The 16,870-nt window shown below is 56.2% G+C and carries 10 protein-coding genes; 9 read left to right on the forward strand and 1 reads right to left on the reverse strand.

The annotated features are described in order from the left end of the window. Together NG42_RS02820 and yegD are read left to right on the forward strand one after the other, a co-directional pair. Positions 1-2,614: diguanylate cyclase (locus tag NG42_RS02820; protein WP_072133741.1), on the forward strand; the 2,614-nt coding region annotated here is incomplete at its 5' end. A 120-nt stretch (positions 2,615-2,734) separates the two neighbouring features. After that, positions 2,735-4,090: a molecular chaperone gene (yegD, locus tag NG42_RS02825; RefSeq protein WP_052897604.1), complete on the forward strand. Its 1,356-nt coding sequence runs from the start codon at positions 2,735-2,737 to the stop codon at positions 4,088-4,090. Here yegD and NG42_RS02830 read toward each other — a convergent pair whose 3' ends face one another. Next, on the reverse strand, positions 4,091-5,050 hold the full coding sequence (locus NG42_RS02830; protein WP_052897606.1) for an aldo/keto reductase: 960 nt from the start codon (positions 5,048-5,050) through the stop codon (positions 4,091-4,093). Positions 5,051-5,345: 295 nt separating this feature from the next. On the opposite strand from NG42_RS02830, the gene NG42_RS02835 reads away from it, so the two are divergent. From NG42_RS02835 to NG42_RS02865, 7 genes are all read left to right on the forward strand, one after another. Then, on the forward strand, positions 5,346-6,578 hold the full coding sequence (locus tag NG42_RS02835; RefSeq protein ID WP_052897608.1) for an MdtA/MuxA family multidrug efflux RND transporter periplasmic adaptor subunit: 1,233 nt from the start codon (positions 5,346-5,348) through the stop codon (positions 6,576-6,578). Further along, the gene (locus tag NG42_RS02840; RefSeq protein WP_052897610.1) at positions 6,578-9,700 is read left to right on the forward strand and encodes an MdtB/MuxB family multidrug efflux RND transporter permease subunit; all 3,123 of its coding nucleotides are present in this window, start codon (positions 6,578-6,580) and stop codon (positions 9,698-9,700) included. Before NG42_RS02835 ends, NG42_RS02840 begins: the two co-directional genes overlap by 1 nt. Beyond that, positions 9,697-12,768, forward strand: coding sequence for a multidrug efflux RND transporter permease subunit MdtC (gene mdtC, locus NG42_RS02845; protein ID WP_052897612.1), 3,072 nt, complete (start codon positions 9,697-9,699; stop codon positions 12,766-12,768). The genes NG42_RS02840 and mdtC overlap by 4 nt, the downstream gene beginning before the upstream one ends. A 45-nt stretch (positions 12,769-12,813) precedes the next feature. After that, entirely contained in the window at positions 12,814-14,196 is a 1,383-nt protein-coding gene (baeS, locus tag NG42_RS02850; RefSeq protein ID WP_052897614.1) for an envelope stress sensor histidine kinase BaeS, read from the forward strand. A 10-nt stretch (positions 14,197-14,206) separates the two neighbouring features. Then, positions 14,207-14,911 (forward strand): envelope stress response regulator BaeR, encoded by a 705-nt coding sequence (baeR, locus tag NG42_RS02855; protein ID WP_052897617.1) that lies wholly within the window; start codon positions 14,207-14,209, stop codon positions 14,909-14,911. A 127-nt stretch (positions 14,912-15,038) separates the two neighbouring features. Then, positions 15,039-16,370, forward strand: a complete 1,332-nt coding sequence (gene trhP / locus NG42_RS02860) for a prephenate-dependent tRNA uridine(34) hydroxylase TrhP (RefSeq protein WP_052897620.1) — start codon at positions 15,039-15,041, stop codon at positions 16,368-16,370. Between the two features lie 303 nt (positions 16,371-16,673). Next, a partial coding sequence (locus tag NG42_RS02865; protein WP_052897623.1) for a diacylglycerol kinase family protein occupies positions 16,674-16,870 on the forward strand: 197 nt, incomplete at its 3' end.

The raw sequence follows: 16,870 nt of genomic DNA on the forward strand, positions 1-16,870 counted from the left end.
CAATATCGCCATGATGTCGCTGATGCTGGCATACCACTTTCTGAATTTGTACGCCGAAGGCACCCATGAAATTGCCAATGCCCCCTGGCTGCCCTTCCTGCTGGTGCTGATTCCCAGCCATATGATGACACTGGCGATGTATTCGTTTCGTGAAGAGAAGAAACATATCAGCGAAAGCGAGCGCCGTTTTCGCAATGCGATGGAGTATTCTGCGATTGGTATGGCACTGGTGGCCCCTGACGGCAGCTGGTTACAGACCAATAAGTCACTGTGTCATTTACTTGGCTACAATCCTGATGAACTAAGACGGCTAAATTTTCAGCAAATCACCCATCCCGACGATCTGGATGACGATCTCAGCCAACTTAATGCTTTGCTGGCCGGAACCATCGAAAGCTATACCCTGGAAAAACGCTATGTGCGTAAAGACCGTAACATTGTCTGGGCGCGTCTGGCGGTGTCGCTGGTGCGGAACTCAGACCATCAGCCGCTCTATTTTATTTCCCAGGTTGAAGATATCACCGCGCTGAAACACTCCAATGAACAGAATCGTCTGCTGATGGAACGCATTACCATCGCCAATGAAGCTGGCGGCATTGGTGTGTGGGACTGGTATCTCGACAGTAATGAGATCAGTTGGGATCGGCGAATGTACGAAATTTTTGAGCTATCCGGTGAGCAACCCCCTACCGATCAATACTGGATCGGCTGCGTGATCCCGGAAGATCGTGCGATGGCCGAGCAAGCGCTGAAGAATGCGATAAAACTGCGTGAGCCTCTCAACGTTGAATACCGCATCAAGAGCAGCAACGGAATTCGCTATATACGTACCCAGGCCAACCGGATTCTCCGCGATGACGGGCGCGTTGAGCGTATTCTCGGCATCAGCCAGGATGTGACTGAAATTCGGACGCTGAATGAAGCTCTGTTTCAGGAAAAAGAGCGCATGCTGATTACCCTCGACTCCATCGGCGAGGCGGTCATCAGTACCAATGAAGAGATGCTGGTGACATTTATGAATCCGGTCGCTGAAGAGATGAGCGGCTGGTCGCAGGAGCGCGCGGCCGGTAAACATATCAGTAAAATTTTGCATATTACCCACGGCAGTAAAGGGCCGGAAATGGAAAATCTGCTGCTGTGCAAGCTACCTGCGGTCAAAACCACCCCCGATTTTGAGCAGGATTTGGTGCTGCACAATAATGCGGGCGATCAGTTTGATATTCACTACAGCATTACCCCGTTGAATACAATTGAAGGCCGCATTATTGGCTGCGTGATGGTGATTCATGACGTCAGTGAATCGCGGGAAATGTTAAAACGCCTGAGCTACAGTGCCTCACACGATATGCTGACGCGTTTACCTAACCGCTCCAGCTTTGAACATCAGTTGAAGCGACTGCTGGTTTCGTCCGGAGAACATCAGCATCAGCACGTGCTGACCTTTATTGACCTTGACCGCTTTAAAGCCATCAATGATACCGCGGGTCATGCAGCCGGGGATGCATTGCTGCGTGAGCTGGCGAAAATAATGCAGTCCCAGCTGCGCAGCAGCGATCTGCTGGCGCGCCTGGGCGGTGATGAGTTTGGCCTGTTATTAAGCGACAGTTTAACGGAGAGTGCCCGAGAGATCGTCCAACGCCTGGTCAACAGCATCAATGAGTATCGTTTCCTGTGGGAAGGACGACTGTATCGCGTCGGTGCCAGCGCCGGACTGACGCAAATTAGCAGCAACAACTGTATTGCCAGCGAAGTGATGGCGCAGGCAGATTTTGCCTGTTATAACGCCAAACATAATGGTCGCGGCCAGATCTCGGTGTATGAGGCGCGTCTGCAACGCCAGTTGCGGCCAGTGATGACGCGAGAAGAGAATATCCGCACCCTTCAGGAAAATCCGCTGCGCATGCTGGCCTCGCCGGTCGCCCCGCCGCGTAAAACGCAGGCGGTCAGTTTCTGGCTGATTAGCCTGCAACTGTTTTCGCGCACCGGCCAGGAGATAAGTGAAGCGGAATTCCGCGCCAGCCTGCATGACCCCGAGCTGTTTATCGCGCTGGATCGCAAAGTTATCGATACCTTTTACACCAGCTATGGCGAAGGCGTGGCACGCAAAGCAATCAGCCTCGCCCTGCCGCTGTCGGCTTACGGTTTAAAAGATGACACCTTTATCAGCTATCTGCTGGCCAGAATCCGGAGCGGCAGCGTGCAGGGTAATCTGCTGCGCTTTATGCTCGATGTTGACACCTTGCTTGAGCAGGATGAAACCCTGCATGCCAATATCGCCCGCCTGCGCGCCCTCGGCTGTGGCATTGTGCTGCGCGAGTTCGGGCGTAACCTCGATGCGTTCAACCTGCTGCATGCCGACGAAATTGACTATCTGATGCTTAGTGCGGACCTGGTGACCAACGTCCACTGCAACCTGATGGACGAAATGATGGTGTCGATCATTCATGGTCATGCGCTGCGGCTGAATATCGCCACGGTCGCCGGCCCGGTTGAGTTGCCGCTGGCGTTGACCACGCTGGCCACCATGGGTGTCGATGTGGTGTGGGGTGACGCGGTCGGCAGCCCGCAGACGCTCAGTGCCTTGCTGACTAACAGTTACTTCGCGATTAAATAGCCCTTCTCCGCTGTTGTTGTCCCGCCTGTTGCCCTCCGCAGAAAGCCGGATGGTATTGATTGCCCTGCACGACGTACTGCGCTAAAGTCGCCCCCTTTTTTCGCCGTTGGGAGGCAAAACATGTTTATCGGTTTCGATTACGGGACGGCAAACTGCTCGGTAGCTGTTATGGAGCAGGGTACGCCACGCCTGCTGCCGCTGGAAAATAATTCGCCGTGGTTGCCCTCAATGTTATGTGCACCTACCCGCGAAGCGATCAGCGAATGGCTGTTCCGTCATCATCAGGTTGCCACGCCGGACGCCGAAAACCAGGCGCTGCTGCGTCGCGCCATCGCCTTTAACCGCGAAGAAGATATCGAGGTCAACAGCAACAGCGTGCAGTTTGGTCTGGCATCGCTGGCGCAATATATGGATGACCCGGAAGAGGTGTGGTTTGTTAAATCACCGAAATCATTCCTCGGTGCCAGCGGACTGAAGCCGCAGCAGATCGCGCTGTTTGAAGATTTGGTTTGCGCCATGATGCTGAATATCCGCAAAACCGCGCAAAGCCAGCTGGGTAGTGATATTCAGCAGGCGGTGATTGGTCGGCCGATTAACTTCCAGGGATTAGGCGGCGATGACGCCAACCGTCAGGCGCAGGGTATTCTGGAACGCGCCGCGCATCGTGCCGGTTTCCGTGACGTGGTGTTTCAGTTTGAGCCGGTCGCGGCCGGGCTGGATTTCGAAGCCACACTGCAAAAAGAGACCCGCGTGCTGGTGGTGGATATCGGTGGTGGTACCACTGACTGCAGTATGCTGCTGATGGGACCAGAATGGAGCGCGAAAGCCGATCGCGGCGACAGTTTGCTTGGCCACAGTGGTTGTCGCGTCGGCGGTAACGATCTGGATATTATGCTGGCATTTAAAGAGCTGATGCCGCACCTCGGCCTCGGCGGTCAGACGGCAAAAGGTATTGGACTGCCGGCCCTGCCATGGTGGAACGCCGTTGCCATTAATGATGTTCCGGCACAAAGCGATTTCTATGCTGCCGCCAGCCGTAAAATGTTGCAGGATCTGATTCGCGACGCGCAACAGCCGGACACCGTCAGGCGACTGCTGAAAGTCTGGCAACAGCGTCTCGGTTATCGTCTGGTACGTACCGCAGAAGAGAGCAAGATTGCTCTGTCGGACAGTCGTGAAGTGTCAGCCACGCTCGACTTTATCGAGCCAGCGCTGAGCACCTCAATCAGTGTGGAAGGCTTGCAGGCGGCGATTACCCAGCCGTTAGAGCGTATTCTGGAGCAGGTGAAACTGGCGCTGGCCACCAGCGGCACCCGTCCTGATGTGATCTATCTCACCGGCGGTAGCGCCCGTTCGCCGCTGCTGCGTCAGGCGTTACAGCAGCAGTTGCCGGATATCCCACTGGCGACTGGCGATGATTTTGGTTCCGTCACCGCCGGTCTGGCTCGCTGGGCGCAGGTGATGTTCGCGGGTTGATTAGCGGCTGGCTTCGGCCAGCTGCTCAATCTCTTCCGCCGAGAGTTTCAGCGTCGCCGCTTTGACCAGCTCATCAAGCTGTTGCAGTGAGGTGGCGCTGACAATCGGTGCGGTGATCCCCGGACGTGCAATCTGCCACGCCAGCGCCACCTGCGTTGGCGTGGCATCACGCGCGGCAGCAATCTGATCCAGCGCCGCCAGAATCGTTAATCCACGCGGGTTAAGGTATTGCTTCACCACCCCGTCACCGCGTTTACTTTTGCTGGCATCCTGCGGAGTACGGTATTTTCCGCTGAGGAAACCGCTGGCCAGTGAATAGTAATTAATCACCCCCAGTCCGTGCTCAATGGCCACCTGCTCCAGACCACTTTCATACTCGCTGCGATCATAGAGGTTATATTCTGGTTGCAGCGTTTCGTAACGGGTCAGATTGTGCTGCTCGCTGACCTTCAGCGCTTCCGACAGTCGCTCCGCGCTGTAGTTGGACGCGCCAATCGCCCGCACTTTGCCCTCTTTTACCAGCGCATCAAAGGTCGCCAGGGTTTCGGCCAGCGGTGTATCCTGGTCATCACGGTGCGCCTGATAGAGATCGATATAGTCGGTTTGCAGGCGACGCAGCGAGTCTTCTACCGCCTGACGAATGTAAGCCGGTGCCAGTCCGGTTTTCTGCGGGCTTAATTCCATCCCCACTTTGGTCGCCAGTACTATCTGGTCACGCTTACCGGTTTTCTTCAGCCAGTTGCCGATAATGGTTTCGGATTCGCCACCCTTATTGCCCGGTACCCATGCCGAATAGACATCAGCAGTATCGATAAAAAACAGGCCCTTCTCTACCAGCGCATCCAGCAGAGAAAAGGAGGTTGCCTGATCGATAGTCCAGCCAAACACGTTGCCGCCGAAAGTCAGTGGGGGAACCTGAATCTGGCTACGGCCTAACTGACGGGATGCTAATTGACTCATACTGTTTCTCCTGAAATTAAATGATTTCTGGCGCGACAATGAGCTTAGCAAACATTTTTTACCGCGCTTTGCTGATTTATTGCGAAAGATTTTCAGCAGGTGAATAGTGCCAACGGCTGAGGCCGTCATAATAGCGGGCAGAACCGTACAATCAGGCGACACAACCAAACTATACAGTTATCCTTATTTCCTTCATTTTTCTATCGCCTTAGCTGTCTACACTAAGGTTTTTGTGGGTTACCTCGTTTTGACCCACCAGGATTATCGCCCGCACCGCTGGAGAGCTACTGACAATATGAACGCCGCACGCCGCACACCAAAAAAATTGATTATTGTTGCCATCGTGGCAGTGATTGCCGCCGGTGCGTTCTGGTGGTGGCACCATAACAGCGCCCCCTCATCGCCAGGCGCGGCTGAACCGCAGCAGCAGCGCGGTAAAGGCGGCGCTCGCCGTGGAATGGCGCTGGCTCCGGTCCAGGCCGCCAGTGCAGTGACGCAGAGCGTGCCGCAATACCTTTCCGGTCTGGGAACCGTGACCGCCGCCAGCACCGTTACGCTGCGCAGCCGCGTCGACGGTGAACTGATGGCACTGCATTTTACCGAAGGGCAACAGGTGGCAGCCGGTCAACTGCTGGCCGAAGTCGATCCGCGTCCTTATCAGGTGGCGCTGACTCAGGCACAGGGGCAGCTGGCAAAAGATCAGGCGACGCTGGCCAATGCGCGCCGCGATCTGGCGCGCTATGAAAAGCTGGCAAAAACCGGGCTGGTCTCGCAGCAGGATCTGGATACCCAACGCTCGCTGGTCAGCGAAACGCTGGGCAGTATTAAAGCCGATGAAGGCAGTGTCGCCAGCGCCCGGCTTAATCTGACCTACAGCCGCATTACCGCGCCGATTGCCGGGCGCGTCGGTCTGAAACAGGTCGATATCGGTAACTATATTACCAGCGGCGATACCAACGGCATTGTGGTGATCACCCAGACGCATCCGATAGATGTGGTGTTCAGCCTGCCGGAAAATAATATTGCGACGATTTTACAGGCGCAGAAGAGTGGCGAATCCTTGCTGACAGAAAGCTGGGATCGCAGCAATAAACGTCATCTCACCGACGGTCACCTGCTCAGCCTGGATAACCAGATCGACAGCACTACCGGCACCATTAAGCTGAAAGCACGTTTTGAAAATGCTGACGATACGCTGTTCCCGAATCAGTTTGTCAACGTGCGGCTGAAGGTCAACACGCTGCAAGATGCCATCGTTATTCCGGCCGCCGCGTTGCAGATGGGCAATGAAGGTCACTTTGTCTGGGTAGTTAACAGCGAAAATAAAGTCAGTAAAAAAGGCGTCAGTATCGGGATTCAGGACAGCGAGAAAGTGGTGATCACCGCCGGACTGGAGAGTGGTGAGCGGGTGGTCACCGACGGGCTGGATCGTCTGACGGAAGGCGCGACGGTTGAAGTGGTCGCGCCGCACAGCACGCCGCTGTCATCCGATAACACCGTTCAGCGCGCGAAGGGAGAGCGTTCCTGATGCAGGTTATGCCTCCTGAGTCCGGCGGCGGACCATCACGTCAGTTTATCCTGCGCCCGGTCGCAACTACCCTGCTGATGGTGGCGATTTTGCTGGCGGGGATTATCGGTTATCGCGCATTGCCGGTTTCCGCACTGCCGGAAGTTGACTATCCGACCATCCAGGTGGTGACACTGTATCCCGGTGCCAGCCCGGACGTGGTTACTTCCGCGATTACCGCGCCGCTTGAGCGTCAATTTGGCCAGATGTCCGGACTGAAGCAGATGTCTTCGCAAAGTTCTGGCGGCGCTTCCGTGGTCAATCTACAGTTCCAGCTTAGCCTACCGCTCGACGTTGCCGAGCAGGAAGTGCAGGCGGCGATTAACTCTGCCACTAATTTACTGCCCTCCGATCTGCCCAATCCGCCGGTTTACAGCAAGGTCAACCCGGCCGATCCGCCGATTATGACGCTGGCGGTCACCACCACCAGCATGCCGATGACTCAGGTGCAGGATATGGTGGAAACCCGGGTGGCGCAGAAAATCTCCCAGGTGTCCGGCGTCGGTCTGGTTACCCTCTCCGGCGGCCAGCGTCCGGCGGTTCGGGTGAAAATGAACGCCCAGGCAATCGGCGCGCTGGGGCTGGACAGTGAAACAATTCGCACTGCCATAACCTCTGCTAACGTCAACTCCGCCAAAGGCAGTCTTGATGGCCCGGAACGTTCGATCACGCTGTCGGCCAACGATCAGATGAAATCGGCGGAGGATTATCGCCAGCTGATTGTCGCGTATAAAAATGGCGCAGCAGTGCGGCTTGGTGATGTGGCCACTGTTGAGCAGGGGGCGGAAAACAGCTGGCTTGGCGCCTGGGCAAACCGCCAGCCCGCCATTGTGCTGAATGTGCAGCGTCAGCCTGGTGCCAATATTATTACCACCGCCGACAGTATTCGTCAGATGCTGCCAGCGCTCACCGCGTCACTGCCGAAATCGGTGGATGTACAGCTGCTGTCAGATCGCACCACCAATATCCGTGCCTCGGTTCACGATGTGCAGCTGGAACTGTTGCTGGCGATTTCGCTGGTGGTGATGATTATCTATCTGTTCCTGCGCAATGTTCCGGCGACGATTATTCCGGCGGTGGCGGTGCCGCTGTCGCTGGTCGGCACTTTTGCGGTGATGTATTTCCTCGATTTCTCGATCAATAACCTGACGCTGATGGCGCTGGTCATCGCCACCGGCTTTGTCGTTGATGATGCAATTGTGGTGATTGAGAACATTTCGCGCTATATCGAAAAAGGCGAAAAACCGGTGGCGGCGGCGCTGAAAGGTGCCGGAGAAATTGGTTTTACCATCATCTCACTGACTCTCTCGCTGATAGCAGTATTGATTCCACTGCTGTTTATGGGCGATATCGTTGGCCGATTGTTCCGCGAGTTTGCCGTCACGCTGGCGGTCGCCATTTTAATCTCGGCGGTAGTGTCACTGACGCTGACGCCAATGATGTGCGCACGCATGCTTAGCGCCGAATCCCTGCGCAAGCAGAATCGTTTCTCCCGTGCCAGCGAGGCGATGTTTGATCGGGTAATTGCGGCCTATGGTCGGCTGCTGAAGCGGGTGCTGAATCATCCGTGGCTGACGCTTGGTGTGGCGATTGGCACCCTGCTGCTGACCATTATGCTGTGGACGCTGATCCCGAAAGGCTTCTTCCCGTTGCAGGATAACGGCATTATTCAGGGCACGGTGCAGGCACCGCAGTCGGTCTCGTACGCCAGTATGGCGCAGCGCCAGCAGACCGTTGCCTCGATCATTATGAAAGATCCGGCGGTACAGAGCCTGACATCGTTTGTCGGCGTGGACGGCACCAACGCGGCGCTGAACAGTGGTCGCCTGCAAATCAACCTGAAACCGCTGGCCGAGCGTGATGATCGCATTCCGGCGGTGATTGAACGATTGCAAACCGAGGTTGCCCGCGTGCCCGGCATTACGCTGTATCTGCAACCGGTGCAGGATCTGACCATCGATACGCAGCTCAGCCGCACCCAGTATCAGTTCACTTTACAGGCCGGTTCCCTGGATGCACTGAGTCAGTGGGTACCGACGCTGTTAAGCGCGTTGCAGAAACTGCCACAGTTGCAGGATGTCAGCAGCGACTGGCAGGATCAGGGGCTGGAAGCCTATATCAAAGTCGACCGCGACAGCGCCAGCCGGTTGGGTATTTCGATGTCCGACGTGGATAACGCGCTGTATAACGCCTTTGGTCAGCGACTGGTCTCCACCATTTACACCCAGGCGAATCAATATCGCGTGGTACTGGAACAGGATACCAGCACCACGCCGGGGCTGGCGGCACTGGATGGCATACGTCTGACCAGCAGTGACGGCAGCAGCGTCCCACTCAGCGCGATTGCCAGCGTTGAGCAGCGCCACAGTGCGCTGGCGATCAATCATCTCGACCAGTTCCCGTCGACCACCTTCTCGTTTAACGTCAGTGACGGTTATTCGCTGGAAGAAGCGACCAAAGCGATTACCCAGGCGGAACAACAACTGGACATGCCGGGCGAAATAATGACCCAGTTCCAGGGCAGCACGCTGGCGTTCCAGGCGGCGCTGGGCAGCACAGTGTGGCTGATTGTGGCGGCAGTGGTAGCGATGTACATCGTGCTTGGCGTGCTTTATGAAAGCTTTATCCATCCGATTACCATTCTGTCGACGCTACCAACCGCCGGGGTTGGCGCGTTACTGGCGCTGATGCTCAGCGGCAATGAGCTGGATGTGATTGCGATTATCGGCATTATTCTGCTGATTGGTATCGTCAAGAAAAATGCCATTATGATGATCGACTTCGCCCTCGCCGCTGAACGTGAACAGGGAATGACGCCGGATGAGGCCATTTATCAGGCGTGTCTGCTGCGCTTCCGTCCGATTTTAATGACCACGCTGGCGGCGCTGTTTGGTGCACTACCGCTGATGCTCAGTACCGGCGTTGGTGCGGAGCTGCGCCATCCCTTGGGCGTCGCGATGGTGGGCGGGCTGATCCTCAGCCAGATCCTGACGCTGTTTACCACGCCGGTGATCTATCTGCTGTTTGATCGCCTGTCGCTGGCAACTCGCCGCCGCTTTAAGCGCACGGAGAACGCGTCGTGAAGTTCTTCGCCCTGTTTATTCATCGACCAGTCGCCACCATTCTGCTGACGATTGCCATTGCCCTCGCCGGCATTCTCGGTTTTCGCCTGTTGCCGGTCGCGCCGCTGCCGCAAGTCGATTTCCCGGTGATTATGGTCAGCGCCTCACTGCCAGGCGCGTCGCCGGAAACCATGGCGTCGTCGGTGGCGACGCCGCTGGAGCGCTCGCTGGGGCGTATCGCTGGCGTCAGTGAAATGAGCTCCAGCAGTTCGCTCGGCAGTACGCGGATTATCCTGGTATTCGATTACGAGCGGGATATCAACGGTGCGGCGCGCGACGTGCAGGCAGCCATTAATGCCGCGCAGGCGCTGTTGCCGAGCGGCATGCCGAGTCGCCCGACTTACCGCAAGGCGAATCCGTCCGATGCGCCGATTATGATTATGACGCTGACCTCGGATATCTATTCCCAGGGTCAGCTTTATGACTATGCCTCAACCCAGCTGGCGCAAAAACTGGCGCAAATCGACGGCGTCGGTGATGTCTCGGTTGGCGGCAGTTCCTTACCAGCGGTGCGGGTGGCGCTTAATCCGCAAGCGCTGTTCAATCAGGGCGTGTCGCTGGATGCCGTGCGCACAGCCATTTCCGCCGCCAATGTGCGCAAACCGCAGGGGGCAATTGAAGATCAGCAGCAGCGCTGGCAAATAAAAACCAATGATGAACTGAAAACCGCCGCCGAATACCAGCCACTGATCGTGCACTACAATAACGGCGCGGCGGTGCGTTTGCAGGATGTCGCCACCGTCGAAGATTCGGTGCAGGATCTGCGTAACGCCGGGATGTCTGACGCACGCCCGGCGATTCTGCTGATGATCCGTAAATCGCCGGAAGCCAATATTATTCAGACGGTTGATCGTATCCGCGCGGAGATGCCGGAGCTGGAGAATATTGTGCCGGCGTCCATTCAGCTGGAAATCGCTCAGGATCGCTCACCGACCATCCGCGCTTCGCTGGCGGAAGTCGAGCAGTCGTTAGTGATTGCCGTCGCGCTGGTGATTCTGGTGGTTTTCGTCTTTCTGCGTTCCGGCCGCGCCACGCTGATTCCGGCGGTAGCGGTACCGGTTTCGCTGATCGGCACCTTCGCCGCCATGTACCTGTGCGGCTTCAGCCTGAACAATCTGTCGCTGATGGCGCTGACCATTGCCACCGGCTTTGTGGTCGATGACGCGATTGTGGTGCTGGAAAATATCTCGCGCCATATTGAAGCGGGCATGAAGCCGCTTCAGGCGTCACTTCAGGGGGTGCGCGAAGTCGGCTTTACCGTGCTGTCGATGAGCATCTCCCTGGTGGCGGTGTTTATTCCGCTGCTGCTGATGGGCGGACTGGTCGGGCGGCTGTTCCGCGAATTTGCCGTCACCCTGTCGGTGGCAATTGGCATCTCGTTGTTGATCTCAGTCACGCTGACGCCCATGATGTGCGCGTACCTGTTAAAGGCGCATCAACCGCGCAGCCAGCCGCGTATCCGTGGCTTTAATAAGCTGCTGTTGCGGCTACAGCAGGGCTATGGCTCTTCTCTGCGCTGGGTGCTGAATCATGCACGCTGGACGTTAGTGGTGCTGCTGGCCACCATCGGCCTGACGGTTTATATGTATATCTCGATCCCAAAAACCTTCTTCCCGGAGCAGGACACCGGCCGCCTGATGGGCAATATTTCCGCCGACCAGAGCATTTCATTTCAGGCGATGCGCGGCAAGCTGGAAGATTTTATGAAGATTGTGCGCGAAGATCCGGCTGTCACCAATGTGACCGGTTTTACCGGTGGCTCGCGCACCAACAGCGGCATGATGTTTATTACACTGAAATCCCTTTCCGAGCGTAAAGAGAGTTCGCAACAAGTGATTGCGCGCCTGCGGGAAAAACTGGCGAAAGAGCCAGGCGCCAGCCTGTTTCTGATGGCAGTGCAGGATATCCGCGTTGGCGGTCGTCAGTCGAACGCCGAATACCAGTATTCGCTGCTCTCTGATGACCTGGACGCGCTGCGCGAGTGGGAGCCGAAAATCCGCCAGGCTTTCAGCAAGCTGCCTGAACTGGCTGATGTCAATTCCGACCAGCAGGATAAAGGGTCGGAAATGGCGCTGATTTATGACCGCGAAAGTATGTCGCGTCTGGGCATTACGGTTTCCGACGCCAATGCGCTGCTGAATAATGCCTTTGGACAGCGCCAGATCTCCACCATTTATCAGCCGCTGAATCAGTATAAAGTGGTGATGGAGGTCGATCCGCGCTATACCCAGGATATCAGCGCGCTGGATCAGATGTTTGTGATTAACAGCGAAGGTAAGTCGATCCCCCTGTCTTACTTTGCCAAATGGCAACCGGCCAATGCCCCCCTGTCGGTAAACCATGAAGGGCTGTCAGCGTCTTCAACTATCTCGTTCAACCTGCCAGCCGGGAAGTCACTGTCGGAAGCATCCGCGGCGATTGATCGTACCATGACTGCGCTTGGCGTCCCTGGCAGCGTGCGCGGCAGTTTTGCCGGTACCGCCCAGGTCTTCCAGGATACGCAGAACAGTCAGTTGCTGCTGATTATCGCGGCAATTGCCACCGTGTATATCGTGCTGGGGATTCTGTATGAAAGCTACGTCCATCCGCTGACGATTCTCTCTACCCTGCCCTCCGCCGGGGTCGGCGCACTGCTGGCGCTGGAGCTGTTTGGCGCACCGTTTAGCTTAATCGCGTTGATTGGCATTATGTTGTTGATCGGCATCGTGAAAAAGAATGCGATTATGATGGTGGACTTTGCGCTGGATGCCCAGCGTAATGGCAATCTGAGTGCGCGTGACGCGATTTACCAGGCCTGTCTGCTGCGCTTCCGGCCGATTCTGATGACCACGCTGGCGGCGCTGCTCGGTGCCTTGCCGCTGGTGCTGACCAGCGGCGACGGGGCGGAATTGCGTCAGCCGCTGGGGATTACCATTGTCGGCGGGCTGGTAATGAGCCAGCTGTTGACGCTTTACACTACGCCGGTAGTCTATCTGTATATGGATAAGCTGCGACGTAAAAAGCGTTATCAGCCGCAGTATGAGTCTTAACCGCGCAGTGTTGATCATCTCTGCCCGCAGGAGCATCAAAAAGTCATGAAAAAAATGCGTGTCGGCATCAGCGCCAAACTGTTTTGTGCCATTTTCTCCACCTGTATGCTGGTGTTGATTATCATGCACTGGGGCGTGCGCCTCAGCTTTGAGCATGGCTTTATTGACTATATCAAGCGCGGTAATGAACAGCGGCTGGCACTGCTTAGCGATGCGCTGGCCGATCAGTATGAACAGCACGGTAACTGGGATTTTCTGCGCAATAACAACAAGCTGATCTTTAGCATTCTGCGCTCACTGGAGCAAAACCCCGACGCCAGTAACAACCTGCCGCCGCACGGCTGGCGCACGCAGTTCTGGATTATCGATCAGCAGTATCGCGTATTGGTCGGCCCGCGCGCACCGGTGCCACCGGAGGGTACCCGGCGCAATATCACCACCAGCAATAATAAAATCGTCGGCTGGGTGATCGGTTCGCCGCCAGAACGGCTGACCCGCAGCACCGATATTAACTTTGACCAGCAGCAACGGCGCACCAGCTGGTTAATTGTCGGCTTGTCGACGCTGTTAGCCGCCGCCGTCACCTGGCTGATGGCGCGCGGCCTGCTGGCACCGGTAAAACGGCTGGTGGAAGGCACCCATCATCTGGCCGCCGGTGATTTTTCCAAGCGGGTTGAAGTTGGCAGCCGCGATGAACTTGGCCGCCTGGCGCAGGACTTTAACAAGCTGGCCAGTTCGCTGGAGAAAAACGAGAGTATGCGCCGCGCATTTATGGCGGATATCTCCCATGAACTGCGCACCCCGCTGGCCATTCTGCGCGGTGAACTGGAAGCGATGCAGGATGGCGTGCGTAAACTGACGCCAGAAGCACTGGTCTCATTGCAGGCGGAAGTGGTGACGCTGACCAAGCTGGTCGACGATTTGCACCAGCTTTCGCTGTCAGATGAAGGAGCACTCGCCTACCGTAAAAGCCCGACCGATGTGGTTTCGTTACTGGAAGTGGTCGGCGGAATATTTCGCGCGCGCTTTGCCAGCCGCCAGCTATCCTTATCCCTGTCGCTGCCGCAACAGGCACCGTTTTTTGGTGATGCTGACCGCCTGATACAACTGTTTACCAATCTGATGGAGAACAGCCTGCGCTATACCGATGCCGGTGGTGGCTTGAGGATTTCACTGGAATCACAACCTGCTAAGATGTTGCTGCATTTTGATGATACTGCGCCAGGCGTCAGCGATGAACAGCGTCAGCAGATCTTTGAACGCTTTTACCGTACCGAAAGCTCGCGTAATCGTGCCAGCGGCGGCTCCGGGCTGGGCCTGGCGATTTGCAAAAATATTGTCGAGGCGCACGGCGGCACCCTCAGTGCGGAGCACTCTGATATAGGTGGCTTACGCATTACCGTAGAATTGCCGCTCGACTCTAACTGAATAAGAGAAAATGACTGAATATCACCAGCCCCTGATTCTGGTAGTGGAAGATGAGCCAAAACTGGCTCAGTTGATGATTGATTACTTACAGGCATCCAACTACCGCACCCTGCATATTGCCGATGGTAATCAGGTACTCAGCACGGTGCGGCAGAACGCGCCGGATCTGGTGCTGCTCGATCTGATGCTGCCGGGCACCGATGGCCTGACGCTGTGTCGCGAGATCCGCCGTTTTTCCGATCTGCCGATTATGATGGTGACGGCGAAAACCGAAGAGATCGACCGCCTGCTGGGGCTGGAAATTGGCGCGGATGACTATATCTGCAAGCCGTTTAGCCCGCGTGAGGTGGTGGCGCGCGTGAAAACTATTCTGCGCCGCGTCAGGCAGACGCCGGAAGAGGCGCAGCAAGCCTCACTGCTGCTGGTGGACGAGGGGCGTTTTCAGGCCAGCTGGAATCAGCGTCCGCTGGATCTGACCCCGGCCGAATTTCGGCTGCTGAAAACCCTCGCGCAGGAACCCGGTAAGGTGTTCTCACGTGAACAGCTGCTAAATCACCTGTATGACGACTACCGGGTAGTGACGGATCGCACCATCGACAGCCATATTAAAAACCTGCGGCGTAAACTGGAAGCGCTCGACAGCGACCAGCCTTTTATCCGCGCGGTCTACGGTATGGGCTACCGCTGGGAAGCAGATGTCTGTCGTTTGATCTAGCGCAATTTACATTCTCTTCCCGACCTCCTACAATCCCCGCACAATTTGTAAGGCCAGCCCGACAACCTTGTCTGGCGCTGGCTGGCGGCTAAATGCCGTTCTGACCTGACATCAGACTGAGAAAAATATGTTTAAACCGGAACTCCTTTCTCCGGCCGGAACGCTGAAAAATATGCGTTACGCCTTTGCCTATGGTGCAGACGCGGTGTATGCCGGTCAGCCACGTTACAGCCTGCGGGTGCGCAATAACGAATTCAATCATGAGAATCTCGCCAAAGGGATCGATGAAGCGCACACGCTGGGTAAAAAGTTTTACGTGGTAGTCAATATCGCGCCGCATAACGCCAAGCTGAAAACCTTTATCCGCGATCTGAAACCGGTGATCGAGATGGCGCCGGATGCGCTGATCATGTCCGATCCCGGCTTGATTATGCTGGTGCGCGACGCTTTTCCGGCGATGCCGGTGCATCTGTCGGTGCAGGCTAACGCGGTAAACTGGGCCACGGTAAAATTCTGGCAGCAGATGGGGCTGACGCGGGTGATTCTGTCGCGTGAACTGTCGCTGGAAGAGATTGCAGAAATTCGTCAGCAAGTGCCGGAAATGGAGCTGGAGATCTTCGTACATGGCGCACTGTGCATGGCCTACTCCGGCCGCTGCCTGCTTTCCGGCTATCTGAATAAACGCGATCCCAATCAGGGAACCTGCACCAATGCCTGCCGCTGGGAATATAAGGTCGAAGAAGGGAAACAGGATGAGGTCGGCAATATCGTCCATCAGTATGCGCCGATTCCGGTGAAAAATGTTGAGCCGACGCTGGGTCAGGGGCAGCCGACCGATAAAGTGTTTATGATCGAAGAAGCTCAGCGTCCGGGCGAATATATGACCGCATTTGAAGATGAGCACGGCACCTATATTATGAACTCCAAAGATCTGCGCGCGGTTGCCCACGTCGAGCGGCTGACGCAGATGGGAATGCATTCGCTGAAAATTGAAGGCCGCACCAAATCTTTTTATTACTGCGCCCGTACCGCACAGGTTTACCGCCGGGCAATTGACGATGCCGCCGCGGGCAAACCTTTCGATCCGTCGCTGCTGGAAACGCTGGAAGGACTGGCACATCGCGGCTATACCGAAGGCTTTCTCCGTCGCCATACCCATGACAGCTATCAGAGCTATGAAACCGGGCATTCGCTGTCGGATCGTCAGCAGTTTGTCGGCGAATTTACCGGCGAACGTCGCGGTCATCTGGCGCAGGTGGACGTTAAAAATAAATTCGCCATCGGCAACAGTCTGGAGCTGATGACGCCGGCGGGTAATGTCAATTTCACCCTTGAAGAGATGGAAAACAACCGGGCGCAGGCGGTGGACGTCGCGCCCGGCAATGGCCATTTTGTCTGGGTGCCGATTCCCGCCGAGATTGATCTCAACTTCGCGCTGCTGATGCGTAACCTTAACTAAAACAAGGGCAGGTGAACGCGGCCCGCGGTCAGATTCACCTGCGGTTACAGATCTTAGAATTTGATCACATTCACCCGGTGGTTTTCTGGCTACTATCTGGCTTGCTAAAAACGACCAACACCAAATGGCAAGGTTTTACAGAACCACCTCATTCACCCGCCCGGCTCCCCCGTGCGGGTTTTTCTTTTTTTTATCCCCGGTCTGCCGTCTGTCTGATAAAACTTCCCGTCAGGATATGCTATAAAATCTGCCACAGTCTCCGATTTACCGGCCATTTCGGCCAGCGCATGACAAGGATCAATAATGGACAAGCAGGCACTTACGCTGGTGATCTTAAATGGTAAAGGCGCAGGCAACGACGAGTTGCGCGCCGCGATTACTGGCCTGCGCGATGAAGGCTACCCGATTGAAGTCCGTGTGACCTGGGAGCATGGCGACGGCGAACGTTATGTGCGCGAGGCGATAGAACTGAACGCCGAAACGGTGGTGGCGGGAGGGGG

Source organism: Winslowiella iniecta, assembly GCF_001267535.1.
Taxonomy (GTDB): domain Bacteria; phylum Pseudomonadota; class Gammaproteobacteria; order Enterobacterales; family Enterobacteriaceae; genus Erwinia; species Erwinia iniecta.

What these genes read in the sequence shown, in the direction of transcription:
- yegD (WP_052897604.1), top strand. Translation starts at nt 2,735, where the DNA reads ATGTTTATCGGTTTCGATTACGGGACGGCAAACTGCTCGGTAGCTGTT.
- NG42_RS02830 (WP_052897606.1), bottom strand. Translation starts at nt 5,050, where the DNA reads ATGAGTCAATTAGCATCCCGTCAGTTAGGCCGTAGCCAGATTCAGGTT.
- NG42_RS02835 (WP_052897608.1), top strand. Translation starts at nt 5,346, where the DNA reads ATGAACGCCGCACGCCGCACACCAAAAAAATTGATTATTGTTGCCATC.
- NG42_RS02840 (WP_052897610.1), top strand. Translation starts at nt 6,578, where the DNA reads ATGCAGGTTATGCCTCCTGAGTCCGGCGGCGGACCATCACGTCAGTTT.
- baeS (WP_052897614.1), top strand. Translation starts at nt 12,814, where the DNA reads ATGAAAAAAATGCGTGTCGGCATCAGCGCCAAACTGTTTTGTGCCATT.
- baeR (WP_052897617.1), top strand. Translation starts at nt 14,207, where the DNA reads ATGACTGAATATCACCAGCCCCTGATTCTGGTAGTGGAAGATGAGCCA.
- trhP (WP_052897620.1), top strand. Translation starts at nt 15,039, where the DNA reads ATGTTTAAACCGGAACTCCTTTCTCCGGCCGGAACGCTGAAAAATATG.